We start from the raw sequence: 12,875 nt of genomic DNA on the forward strand, positions 1-12,875 counted from the left end.
GTAGACCTCAGTCACAAACATTAAAAATGGCAATTAAAATTAGAAATATATGGATAGTTTTACTGGCAGTCATGTTCGTTCCCATCTGTTTGTTGATGTTTTTACCAGCTCAGCCAGAAATGAATTGGCAGCACGATGTATTTCAATTCATCACAGAAAAATTAAAGATTCAAACGGGAAGGTTTGGTCCCTTGGCTTTTTATACGGTATCGGTGACTGCTTATTTTTCGCTATTGAGCAGCTTCTGGGCCGTTTTTTTATTTTGCATGATTTGGCAACAAGAGCGTAAAAATACACCTCAAACAAAGCCCCAGACAGCGCAGTTTAAGTTGTGGGATGGGGTGCTTGTGGTTGTATGCGTTATTGGATTTATCTGGTTTAGTTTTTCGATGATGCAATGGCATTTCGCTAAACAAGATATGAGCATAGGTTTAGCTCGAAATGGCTATTTATTCCAATCCTTGTATCACTATCAACTTGGTGTTGTCTTTGCTGAACTCTTTTTTATGCTTTTCTTGGTATTCAGCCAGCTTCTAATCTTGATGCTTGTTTATGCAAGTTATCATTTTCTCAAAGAAAAATTTAAATAAAAAAATTAAGATTTAGCATGAGGTATTTATCATTAACCAACTGTTTTTATTTACCTTATTAAATATGGTTTTTTGATAATAATTTTCTTATTAACATGAATGTTATTTAAATTCGATTGTGCATCTTTGATAATCAAAGACTACAAATGGCAACATGAAAATTTAATTTAATCCATAAATTAGTGTTTTCATACAATCAGTGGTAATCAATTGCATTTGTAAGTTCAGATAGAAAGGATGAATAACATGAAAAAAATAGTAATGACTATGATGTGTGTGAGTTTACCTATTGTGATGCTTACAGGTTGTGAAAACATGTCAGCGAATGATAAGCGTATTGCTTCAGCGGCCCTTGGTGGTGCTGTTGGTGGCGGTGTAGGTAATCATGCAGGTAATGGCGTTGGTGCTGCTGTTGGTGCAGGCGGTGGTGCAGCTGTAGGAAGCAAAGCCAACAATGGTTCAAATCGCAATGCAACCTATAGTGGTATCGGTGCGGGTATTGGCTCAGTCCTTGGTAAGGGTGTTCTTGGCGGTGATGCCGGTGCTGCAATTGGTGGCGCGATCGGTGGTGGTGCAGGTGCTGCTATTGAGCAAAATAAGTAAGCGTCTGAACCCAAGACTCAATAAAAATAAGCGCAACGTATTAGCATTGCTGATTACGTGATGCGCTTATTTTTTTATTCCTATTTTCAAATCTAATGTAAAAGATCTGACCATTTCAGCACTCTTGTTGCATCTATGGATATTTCGTTTTAGTAAGACTGATTTAAATCTTGTTTAGCGTTTTAAGGGGTGTGGGTTTTTACGACGGATATATACGGTTTTTTGTACCTCAGCAATTCTTAAGCCAGAATCATCAAAAATATTCACGGTATAGTTACGATAGACTGGACTATAGTTTTCAGCTAAATCTTTGACATGTTCAATTTCAATCGCATCTAAACGAATATCTGCATAAACCGTACTACGTCCAGGGGAAAGGAAGTTGATGCTTGCGGTTTTATCCCAAACCATATATTTCGGACCCAAATGATGCATTAAAAGAAGCATATAAAATGGATCAACCATTGAATACAAACTACCGCCAAAGTGCACACCAACAATATTTTGATTGCTGTGTGTCAGTGGCATTTTGACCCGAACATGATAGTTTTTTAGATCAATTTTTTCGATTTCAATCCCTGCACCTTTATATGGAGAAAAATGATTCAACATAAATTTGGAAACAAATGGGATTGTCTGTAGTTTTTTGATTAGCGCATTCATGGTCAATTCTAGTTATCGATTTTTAAACCATAATAAAGAACTGAATGGAATGTGGCATTGATCCAAATGCCCTCTACTACGAAATCACAGCCAATGGTAAAACAATAAAAGGTGACTCAATGCAAGTGCAAACTTATTGGATATCCACACAAGATAAGCAAAAACTTTATGCAAAAACATGGGGTAATGCTGAAAACCCTGCATTGGTTTTAGTGCATGGCTATCCTGATAATCAGGAAGTTTGGGAACCGATTATTGAACAATTGATCTCAAAATTTTATATCATTACTTATGATGTACGTGGAGCAGGACAGTCTTCTGTGCCGAAACGAATTCGTGATTATGCCTTAGCACGTTTATCTTTGGATTTAGAGTGCGTGGTAAATGAGCTACTACCCAATCGTAATTTTCATCTTGCAGCGCATGATTGGGGCTCGATTCAGTCGTGGGAATCTGTGACTGAACCTAAATTTAAAAATCGTATTTTGTCTTATACCACCATGTCTGGACCTTGCTTGGATCATGCTGCTTTTTGGATGCGCGAACAGTTCTTGCATGAAAAGCCTAAATTTTTTAAGCAGTTATTTAAATCTTGGTATATCGTTGCATTCCAGTTACCATTTCTTGCACCGACCGTTTGGCATTTCTTTAGTCCACAACGCTGGGGCGCAATTTTAACGCAACTTGAGAAAAAGAAAGGCTTACCGTTAAACCAAAATATTGCAAAAGATGGTGAACATGGTATCGGACTATACCGTGCTAACTTTCTTCCACGTTTAACTCGACCACGTCAGCGTTATGCAGTATGTCCTGTACAGGCGGTTGTACTGTTAAGAGATAAATTTGTAAGCCCAGAATTGATTGATGAAGTGCCTAAATGGGCAACAGATTTTGAACGTGTAGAAGTTGATGCAAACCATTGGGCAGTACTTAGCCAACCACAAGACATTGCACAATATATTCAAACATTTGCACTCAAAAATAGTGAGAGTTGATTCGCTTAAAGTGATGTGAGCTCTTATAAAAATAGGCCATGTTTTCACATGGCCTATTCATTTTATGACCAGTTCGACTAAATTACAGCTTCATTGTAGTGAATCTGATAAAATATCGGCTTTCAAATTTTCGTAAATTTCTCCATGAATGCTGTCGTTATTGCGATTGCCGTGATGTTTATCTTGTCACTGGCACGAGTTTCTGTTGTTTTAACATTGGTTATTTCAGCAATTATAGGTGGGTTGGTTGCAGGTTTAAGTCTGTCAGATACTGTTACAGCATTTAATGCGGGCTTGGGTGATGGTGCAGAAGTTGCCTTGGCATATGCAGTATTAGGCGCTTTCGCTTTGGCACTTTCAAAGTCAGGCTTGCCTGATTTATTGGCCTATAAACTGATCGGCTTACTCGGTATGGAAGCCACGCAGAAACAAGCAACCAAAGTAAAATTCTTATTATTGGGTATTTTACTGATTGCCGCGATTTGTTCACAAAACTTAATCCCTGTGCATATTGCGTTTATTCCTGTGCTTGTTCCACCGTTATTAAAAGTGATGAATCACTTGAAACTCGACCGTCGTGCCGCAGCATGTGTACTGACCTTAGGTTTAGTCGGCACATATATCTTCTTGCCTGTAGGCTTTGGTGCAATTTTTCTTGAACAAATTCTGATGGGAAATATCAACAAAATTGGCGCTGCTTATCATCTGCATGTTGAAAGAAGCATGATGCCTATGGGGATGGCTATTCCTGTATTGGGTATGGTGATTGGTACTTTGTTTGCCGTTTTTGTCAGTTATCGTAAACCGCGTATTTATGTTGATCGTAATGTTGCACCAATTACCACGATTGATTTAGATAAACCACTTCGTGCGGTAAATGTTGAGGTATTAAAAGCTGATGGTATTGCCTTAGAGCAAGAAGCCAAGCAAGAAGCTCCTGTGATTGCCAAGAAAACTATTCTTATGGCATTGCTGGCAATCATTTTAACCCTGATCTCTCAATTGTATTCAGGCTCAATGATTCTTGGTGGATTGGTCGGGTTCTCTGTTCTCTCTGCCGCAGGGATTTTTAAATGGCAAGAAGCGGATGATGTTTTTGTACAAGGGATGCGTATGATGGCATTGGTCGGTTTTATCATGATCTCTGCTGCGGGTTTTGCATCCGTGATGACCCATACTGGGGATATTAATCAGTTGGTCAACGGTGTTGTACATTTGATTGGTGATAATAAAGCGTTGGCTGCTTTCTTGATGTTATTTATTGGTTTATTTGTAACGATTGGAATTGGTTCATCATTTTCAAGTGTGCCTGTACTTGCAGTCATTTATGTTCCTTTATGCGTACAATTCGGCTTCTCTCCGCTTGCAACTGTTGCCTTAATTGGTACTGCGGCAGCATTGGGAGATGCGGGTTCACCAGCTTCAGATTCGACCTTGGGACCTACGGCTGGTTTGGGCGTAGATGGGCAACATGATCATATTTGGGATACGGTTGTTCCAACATTTATCCATTTTAATATTCCATTATTGGTGTTTGGTTGGATTGCTGCGATGGTTTTATAAGTCGGTACTGATCAGACATAAGGAGATTCATTAAATGATTGATGAATCTCCTTTTTTTATGGTTATTTGGTCTAAAATAACTTGTATTTGCAGGAAATTTACTATAAATATTGAAAAAATAAAATAATAGCTGTGATTTGATTTATTTAAAATAACTAACCAATAGATAATATTAACTTGATTAAAACACTTGGTTTTAATTAAATAATCTTGATTAATTAAGTTGGATTTAAAAACCAACTATATTGATATGATTAAAATAAATTTACTTATATAACAATTGTTTGAAAATATATAATAATTTTTGATTTAAATAAATGTTGCAATATTATTAATACCTATGTTTAATGTTTATTAATAACAACGCTGGGGTATTTATAATGTTAAAGCAAACTGCTCTTATTGCATTAATGGCAATTTCTTCTGCTTCATTTGCAGATTGGCAAGTCAAAGTTGGTGGTTCGGTGATTGCACCAACACAAGACACCAAAGTTGCTGGTGTTGGTACTGTGAAAGCAGACCATGAATATGCTTTTACACCTTCTGTAGAATATATCTTTGGTGAAACACCTTTCTCTGCGGAAGTTTTATTAGCTACACCAATTAGCCACGATGTGAAATTAGATGGTGAAAAAGCAGTTAACCTTAAACACTTACCACCAACTGTAACGTTTAAATATAACTTTAAAAACTCTACACGTTTTACACCGTATATTGGTGTGGGTGGTACAGCATTCCTTGCATGGGATGAGGAATCATCTGGAGCATTGGCGGGTACTAAGGTTAAAGTTAAAGATGATTTTGGTTTTGCTGGTCAAATCGGTTTTAACTTCCAACCTGCTGATGCAAAAAACTGGGGTGTTTTCTTTGATGCCCGTTATGCTCAATTAAGCCCAGAAGTGACTGTTAAAGCGGGTAATACCACTGCTGCAAAATTTGATTTAGATATTGATCCAGTTATCTATACTTTGGGTTATAGCTATAGATTCTAAGTTCGCTTTAGAATCATAAAAACTCGGTAAATTTACCGAGTTTTTTTTATTTTTACAGAGCCTTATATATTGAAACAAGAAGCAATAAAAAATAGTTATTTTTAGCTATATAAGCGCTGATTAAATCCATTTAATCTATCAGAACATCAATAAGACTTTGACATGATATGAAAAATTTAATTTTTATAATATTTGTAGGGTTAAGTAGCAGCACTATAGCCAATGCTGCAAGTTTTAATTGTGAGCATGCTCAGACCAAAAGCGAACATGCCATTTGTGAGCATCGCAGTTTAAACGATGCAGATGTCAAAATGGCGACCACCTATACCATTATCCGTAAACTCGTTCCAATGGGAACACGGGGTGTGATACAGGATCAGCAAGTGAAATGGTTACAACTGCGCAATCAATGTCAGGACAATCTGCGTTGTTTAACCGATGCGTATCAGATGCGTCAGCAAAAACTAGAGATTTATATGAATCGAGTTTATCAACAAGGCCCATTTTAAAAAAAATTAAATTTGCCTATTGAAATATGCTTAAACCACTCCATTTCTAATGCATTCAATAAAAAAGCGTTATGAATTTACGGAGTGATTTTATGAGTGAACAGAACGTACAACACAGTTCAAAAAAGCATAGCTTTCAAGCAGAAGTGGCTCAGCTTTTACATTTAGTGACGCATTCACTTTATTCTAACCCTGAAATTTTCCTACGCGAGCTGATTTCAAATGCTTCAGATGCATGTGATAAGTTACGTTTTGAAGGAATTAACCATCCTGAATATTATGAGAATGATCCAGACTTACATGTTCGTGTAAGCTTAGATAAAGATGCCAAAACAATCACCATCTCAGACAATGGTATTGGTTTAAGCCAACAAGAAGCAATTGATAACTTAGGAACGATTGCTAAATCGGGCACCAAAGACTTTATGTCAAAGTTATCTGGTGATCAAAAAGCAGATGCGCAACTGATTGGTCAGTTTGGTGTAGGTTTTTATTCTGGTTTTATCGTTGCTGATCAAATTACCGTTGAATCTCGCCGTGCAGGTTTAGATGCATCAGAGGGTGTACGTTGGATCAGTGGTGGTACGGGTGATTTTGAAGTTGAACAAATTGAGAAGGCTTCACGTGGAACGTCAATTATTTTACATTTACGTGATGATGCGCTGGATTATTTAGAATCTTATAAAGTTAAACAAATTATCAATAAATATTCTGACCATATCAGCTTACCTATCGAAATGCAGAAGGAAGTTTGGCAGGAAGAAGAAGCTGCTGAAGGTGAAGAGAAAAAACCAGGTCATTATGTTAAAACAGATGAATGGGAAGCGATTAACTCAGCAAGTGCTTTGTGGACACGTAGCAAAGGCGAAATTACTGAAGAGCAGTATGTAGAATTCTATAAGAATTTAACGCATGACTTTGATGCGCCATTGGCTTGGGCACATAACCGAGTTGAAGGCAGTACTGAATATACCCAATTGCTTTATATTCCAAGTAAAGCACCAAGTAATATTTTCACGCGTGAAGCCAAAGCAGGCATCAAACTTTATGTAAAACGTGTATTTATTATGGATGATGCAGACAATCTGATTCCAAATTATCTACGTTTTGTACAAGGTGTGGTGGATAGTGCTGATCTGCCGCTTAACGTAAGCCGTGAGATTTTACAAGAAAGCCGTGATGTGAAAACCATCCGTGAAGGAAATGCACGTCGTGTATTGACAACATTGGATGCTTTAGCAAAATCAGAAGATCAGGCTGACCAAGACAAATTTAAAACCTTCTATGCTGAATTTGGTTCAGTAATCAAGGAAGGTTTAGGTGAAGACTTTGGTAATCGTGAACGTATTCTAAAACTTTTACGCTTCTCTACTTCGAACAATGATGAAGTATCAACATCATTGGAAGCGTATAAAGCACGCATGAAAGAAGGGCAAAAAGCCATCTATTATGTGACCGCCGATAGCTTAGCGGCTGCGAAAAACTCACCACAACTCGAATTGTTCCGTAAAAAAGACATTGAAGTTTTGCTTATGGCAGACCGTGTTGATGAATGGGCGATGGAGTTTGTGCATGACTTTGATGGCACACCTATGCAAAATGTCGCAAAGGGTGCAGTTGATCTTGGTGATTTACAAGATGCAGAAGAGAAAAAAGCACTTGAAGCTGCCGCAGAACAGTTTAAACCTGTGGTTGAAAAACTCTCTGATTCATTAAAAGCCAAGACCAAAGAAGTGCGTGTGACAACGCGTTTGGTGGACTCACCAGCATGTCTAGTGACCAGTGATGGTGAGCTTTCGCCGCAATTGATTCGTATGTTAAAACAAGCGGGTCAGGCTGTACCTGAATCTAAGCCAATTCTGGAAATTAACCCAGAACATCCTTTAGTGAAAAAATTGGAAGGTTCAGCCCAGTTTGATGATTTAGCCAATGTGATCTTTGATCAGGCAGTAATTGCTGAGGGTGGTTTACCTGATGATCCTGCAGAATATGTAAAACGTATTAACAATTTATTGCTTAAATAAGTCGTCATTTGTTTTAACAGAGCCTATCTTAGAGATAGGCTTTTTTATTAATAAGATTAAATGAATAAATTTAAAAGAATTCAATGTATAGGCTGTTCTGTATTGCTCAGTTTAGCTACAACAGTAGTGATGGCATATGAACTTCCACCTGTTGAAAAGCGCAATGCAAATACCACGGATCTTTCAGTACATAACGCCATGTTCTTACGACAAAACACACAGGCTGCTGTGATTGGTATATTGAAAAAAAATGGTCAGAAGTATGAACTTGCAGCTAGCGATGGGAAAGGGGGAATGGCGTTACCGATAGCAGTACATCCAAGCCTTAAAATAGACGATGCTTTAGTCGATAAAGAAGTTAGGGCGATTGGGCGAATGACTTACGAAACAATGTATATGCCAAATTCTAGCGACTTTGGTCCCGCTTATAGTTTTACTTTTGAATTGTTTTCAATTGCCTCATTGAATTAAAAAGATATAGTAGGCGTTTTATCAACATCAGTGGATAAGTCGAAACTTATCCACAGTTCAGCTTAAAGATTCAGCTGATGTTTAAAATAACGCTTCTAAACGGACCAAAGCACTTGGGAAATGGCTACGATCTTCACGACGATCATTAAAATAATTTAAATCGCCTTGTACGTAAAACCATTCACGCCAAACAGGTTGTCGCCAAGATACGAAAGGCCCCCAACTGTTGAGCTTAAGGTCATTATTATTATAATAACCGCCAGTATAGATACCGTAGTTAAAGCGATTGTTTTTAAAGAACTGATGTTGACGATAAGTACGGTTATCCCAAGTTAAATCATCGTCTTGTTCATCTGCATACGTCACATAGAATTGGTTAGAAATAAAGGGCTGATTGGGGCGAGCATGGGTTAGCTCTAAGTTGGTTCTCAAATAGTTTTCACTGTCGATGCCATAGCGATAAATTTGTTCCGCGTGAAAAGTAAAATCATTCCCCAGTTTCCAATCCTTTTGAGCCTTTAAACGTGCATAAATATCATCGCCTGAACGAATACCAAGGTCTGCATCTAAGTCAAAAGGTAAGCGTTTAGAAAGCTGTGACCAACGTAAAGCAATCGAGCTGTTATCATCACGGATTTGTTTACCATCCACGCGTTTATCTGGATCACCATCAGCATGATTATTATTGATCGCAATATTATTGGAAATTTCATCATCTAATGAATCATCACCAAACACCACACTTAAACGGTTTTCAAGTGTGGGTAATTTTACTTTTCCTCGGATACGTGGATTGACATCATAACCATCATGTTTGTTCCATTGATTATCAACAATGATCCGCAACGTTGCTGATGCTGGATGTGCTGGATCAGTTTTTCCAAACCAGTTGTCCATTTTATTGGCTGTACGGTCGGCCCAGTTGCTAATTTTTTTCTGCTTTTTGTCGGCCCAGGTTTGATCTTCTGTTGCGTCTGTTGGCGGAACAATAACCTGATCAGATTGTTCTGGGAAAATGGTCGGTGTTGAGTCAACAATTTTTGGAATATAGTTGAGCAAGCCGATCTCATTTTCTTTGGTGGTGGCTAAAGAAGGTTGCTGATCAACTTTCCCCGTTTTAGCATTCGCTTCAAGACTGCTATTTACTTCTGCAAATGCAGCGTTCCCAAAAAAACCGCCTAATATTAAGACATAAGGTAGTCTTGAGAAGATTGATATTTTATTCATATGCCCACTTCTTAAACTTTGAGTCATTCAGTTTTTAATTTTCAGTATAACTATGCCTTAAAAAAACACTGAATTTCAATGAAATCGCTATTTTAAGTACAAAAAACATAAATTTATTTAAAATGAAGTGCATTCTATCAGCGATATCGCGAATCGAAGCGCGACTTAAGCTGTTTTTGAATAGATAAGCGCTTTTATTATACAAAGTTCAATTGTAGTAAAGCTTTTAAGCTAAAAATTCTTTGGAGACAAAATCTACACTTATCCAAGAAGAATAGATAAGCGATTGTGAATAGATGCGATAAACGTTTGAAAACGAGAATGAAGAAAAATTATACGCTGTTGTGGATAACTTTAATTTTATCCTCAAGGCTGATTTTATTATGGGATAAACAAAAACACCTCCAAAAAAGGAGGTGTTGTGTCTTAAAAAATAAGAAAATTAAAAAAGAAACTACAGCGCATGAATTTCGTGGGAACGAAAAATCTTTACAGATCTTAGTCTAAGAAAAAGGTGATGAATAGTTCCTTTTCTGCAACGCTGTATTGCAAAAACGGCACGTAACATTTTAAAAAAAGACCCGTTAAAAATAAGGTATAGAAATCATTCAATATATTTTTATGATCTATTTACGTTGGTTTTTTAGCCGGTTTCTTAAATATTATGATAGTTATTGAACCATGAAGAAATTCCTTCAAGGAATTTCTTCATTGGCTGAGTTTATTTGTTGGGAACTTCACAAGACTCATCAGCACAAACAGGACCATCCTGTTGTTCGATTTCAGCATCATTTGCAGTTTCAAGGGCTTTTTCTAACACTTGTACAAAGACTTCACGTGGTTGAGCACCCGCTAAAGCCACACGTTGATCAAAGACAAAGAATGGTACACCTGTTACTTTTAATTGTTCATGAGCAACTTGTTCATCGAATTTTACAAAGTCAGCATATTCTTCAGAGTCTAGAACATCATCAACTTCGATCGGATTTAAACCAATACGAGATGCGACATCTTCAATTGTTTCACGCTCACCAATCGGTAGGCCTTGTGTCATATAGCTATAGAAAAAAGCTTCTTCTGCTTCTGAGCCTAAACCCTTACTTTGTGCAAGGTGAATGATACGATGGGCATTAAAGGTATTTCCTGAGTTGGCATTTTCCCAGTTAAATTGGATGCCTTCTTCTTTCGCCATAGCTGCAATATTACGTTGCATATCTTCAACTTCAGGGATGCTACGGCCATATTTTTGCGCAAGACGTTCAGAGTTTGAGACTTCTTGACGCGTAGGTGCTTCAGGATCAAGTTCAAAACTGTGCCAATGGACTTCAAGCTCAATACCTGCTTGTTCAGCAGCAGCTTCTAAACGTTTTTTACCGATATAGCAAAAAGGACAAACCACATCTGACCAAATATCTACGCGCATGGGAAATCTCTACAATCTAATTCTGCATTATGATGGGGTTTGTTTGCATAAATTTAAAGTGAAACTTTTAAGCGATGCCCATTTTAAGATTATTCAGTAAAGGTTATTTATTGTTATTTTGCATAATTAATATACAAAAAAGAGTCGCTTAGGATATTCTAAGTAATCTATAAGGATGTTCGGAGCTTGGTATGCGTCGACTTTTGATTGTTTTCGGTATCATTTTTCTGGCTGTTATTGGATTTTTCTACTATGACCATACTTCAGTAAAGAATGAAGAAGCCAATCGCCAAGCATTTGATTTGGTGATGACTGAAAAAATGCGGCAACTTTCTGAACAAGCTCAAGACCGCTCTAAACCAGTAAATATTGATATTCATGATAATCGGCTCAAAGGTGATTACAAAACCTTGTCCGAATTTTTACTCAAATATTGGGCCAAGAATATTGATACACGAAACACTTATTTAAATCAGCTCGCAGCGGCCAAATGGGATCATTTTTTAGATGTAAATCGTTTGGATGCTGACCGTAAACAGAACTATGTCGAAACAACACAGATGTTGGTGACTGTACGACAAGCGATGCAGCAATATCAGCAAAAAAATAGACAAAATAAAATTGAGGCTTTAAACGAATTAAAAAAAATAGATTTGCGCAAGGACCTCAAAAAACCATTACAGGATAAGCTCGAACAGAATGCTGAACTTGACCCTGAAAATACCTTAATCTTAAATGAGCTACAAATTTTAGGTAAAGCTGAAACCATGTTTGATTTGTTAAAAAAATATGAGTGGCAGAAGCAGGGCAATCAAATTTTGTTTAAGGAAGATGCTCAAGTGAAACAGTTTAACCAGTTGTTTCAGGATGTACTGAAATTGAATAGCCAAATCAATCAGAAAAAAGAGCAAAATGCGGAAGTATTAGAAGAAGCCTTGTAAATTTTAGAAGTAAATAAATGAAAAATATAAAAGTATCGCTGTTTTTTGCAATATGTATACTGCTATTGCTGGGTGGAATTGGCTATGTCTACCAGACGCCAATTCTCGTTCAGCAGGATTGTAAAAGCGTTGCTTTATATCGTTATCATTTTGCTGTTTATCAAATTGACCGAGATTCCATTCTGGGTGTCGATACTTATAAAAAGGTTTATGGATGGAAGCATTTTTTAGGCTTAGCCCCTATTTTATGTGCTGAACAAATTGAGTATGACCAATGTGTCGTGGAGGAAAAGCGAGCGGCTTTAAATGCTGAGCAAGAAAAACAGCAATGGACCCTTGTGCGGGACAATTTATATATCAATCCTCAACGAGAATTGGCGTTAAAGTTTCCTTATGCAAATCGTTGTAGCATGTTTCTATCTGAACATGTTCTGCCCAGCAAAAGCCTGTCGATCATGGGTGAGCGTTTTTATCAACATTTGGGTTTTGGTGGTGAAGATGGGCCTTCTTTGAATGACACTATAGATTTAGCGAGCTTTAAACAGTTAAACCCTTCTAATTTGTATAAAGATAAACGGTATGTTTATCGCTACTTTAGCATGCTGGATGGGGGCAGTTTTTCTATTTTGGAGGGTGCAGATGCCAGTAGTTTTGAACTGCTCGGAGATTGCTACGCAAAAGACAAGCATCATATTTATGAAGAACGTTTTGGCAAACTTGAGGATGCAGATTATGCAAGTTTTAAAACCAAATCTGATGCGGGATGTGTTGCACAGGATAAAAATGGCTATTGGTTTTGGAATGATCGAAAAGCTTGGAAAGATATGAATAGTGAAGAAAAAGAGCGGGTCAAAGCGCTTCAATGAGGTTGATC

General features: G+C 37.4%; 13 protein-coding genes. 10 read left to right on the top strand and 3 right to left on the bottom strand.

Annotated elements, in window-relative coordinates; genetic code table 11:
- Positions 1–26 precede the first annotated feature (26 nt).
- Both AS4_RS01290 and AS4_RS01295 read left to right on the top strand, forming a co-directional pair.
- Positions 27–590, top strand: coding sequence for a hypothetical protein (locus AS4_RS01290; protein ID WP_096732686.1), 564 nt, complete (start codon positions 27–29; stop codon positions 588–590).
- Positions 591–836: 246 nt separating this feature from the next.
- Positions 837–1,193 carry a hypothetical protein gene (locus AS4_RS01295; protein WP_004718470.1) on the top strand — a complete coding sequence of 119 codons (357 nt, stop codon included), beginning with the start codon at positions 837–839 and terminating at the stop codon, positions 1,191–1,193.
- Between the two features lie 174 nt (positions 1,194–1,367).
- Here AS4_RS01295 and AS4_RS01300 read toward each other — a convergent pair whose 3' ends face one another.
- Complete coding sequence (locus tag AS4_RS01300; RefSeq protein WP_004818511.1) at positions 1,368–1,856, bottom strand: PaaI family thioesterase; 489 nt, start codon at positions 1,854–1,856, stop codon at positions 1,368–1,370.
- Positions 1,857–1,975: 119 nt separating this feature from the next.
- Between AS4_RS01300 and AS4_RS01305 the strand changes: the two genes are divergently transcribed.
- The 6 genes from AS4_RS01305 (at position 1,976) to AS4_RS01330 (ending at position 8,410) form a co-directional block, all read left to right on the top strand.
- Entirely contained in the window at positions 1,976–2,851 is an 876-nt protein-coding gene (locus AS4_RS01305) for an alpha/beta fold hydrolase (RefSeq protein WP_096735465.1), read from the top strand.
- Between the two features lie 144 nt (positions 2,852–2,995).
- Complete coding sequence (locus AS4_RS01310) at positions 2,996–4,414, top strand: Na+/H+ antiporter family protein (RefSeq protein ID WP_004818515.1); 1,419 nt, start codon at positions 2,996–2,998, stop codon at positions 4,412–4,414.
- Positions 4,415–4,794: 380 nt separating this feature from the next.
- On the top strand, positions 4,795–5,406 hold the full coding sequence (locus AS4_RS01315) for an OmpW/AlkL family protein (RefSeq protein WP_034617314.1): 612 nt from the start codon (positions 4,795–4,797) through the stop codon (positions 5,404–5,406).
- Between the two features lie 167 nt (positions 5,407–5,573).
- Complete coding sequence (locus AS4_RS01320) at positions 5,574–5,915, top strand: lysozyme inhibitor LprI family protein (RefSeq protein WP_004818519.1); 342 nt, start codon at positions 5,574–5,576, stop codon at positions 5,913–5,915.
- Positions 5,916–6,007: 92 nt separating this feature from the next.
- Positions 6,008–7,939, top strand: coding sequence for a molecular chaperone HtpG (gene htpG / locus AS4_RS01325; protein WP_096732688.1), 1,932 nt, complete (start codon positions 6,008–6,010; stop codon positions 7,937–7,939).
- Positions 7,940–8,068: 129 nt separating this feature from the next.
- The gene (locus AS4_RS01330; protein ID WP_151802247.1) at positions 8,069–8,410 is read left to right on the top strand and encodes a hypothetical protein; all 342 of its coding nucleotides are present in this window, start codon (positions 8,069–8,071) and stop codon (positions 8,408–8,410) included.
- An 81-nt stretch (positions 8,411–8,491) separates the two neighbouring features.
- Here AS4_RS01330 and AS4_RS01335 read toward each other — a convergent pair whose 3' ends face one another.
- A complete protein-coding gene (locus AS4_RS01335) occupies positions 8,492–9,637 on the bottom strand; it encodes a hypothetical protein (protein WP_096732693.1) in 1,146 nt (381 codons plus the stop codon).
- Positions 9,638–10,358: 721 nt separating this feature from the next.
- Positions 10,359–11,060: a DsbA family oxidoreductase gene (locus AS4_RS01340; RefSeq protein ID WP_004818526.1), complete on the bottom strand. Its 702-nt coding sequence runs from the start codon at positions 11,058–11,060 to the stop codon at positions 10,359–10,361.
- 191 nt (positions 11,061–11,251) lie between these two features.
- Here AS4_RS01340 and AS4_RS01345 point away from each other — a divergent pair, with 191 nt between their 5' ends.
- Both AS4_RS01345 and AS4_RS01350 read left to right on the top strand, forming a co-directional pair.
- Positions 11,252–12,001, top strand: a complete 750-nt coding sequence (locus AS4_RS01345; RefSeq protein WP_004818529.1) for a hypothetical protein — start codon at positions 11,252–11,254, stop codon at positions 11,999–12,001.
- 17 nt (positions 12,002–12,018) lie between these two features.
- Positions 12,019–12,867: a DKNYY domain-containing protein gene (locus AS4_RS01350; RefSeq protein WP_171478413.1), complete on the top strand. Its 849-nt coding sequence runs from the start codon at positions 12,019–12,021 to the stop codon at positions 12,865–12,867.
- Positions 12,868–12,875 lie beyond the last annotated feature (8 nt).

This window comes from Acinetobacter guillouiae, assembly GCF_002370525.2.
Lineage (GTDB): Bacteria > Pseudomonadota > Gammaproteobacteria > Pseudomonadales > Moraxellaceae > Acinetobacter > Acinetobacter guillouiae.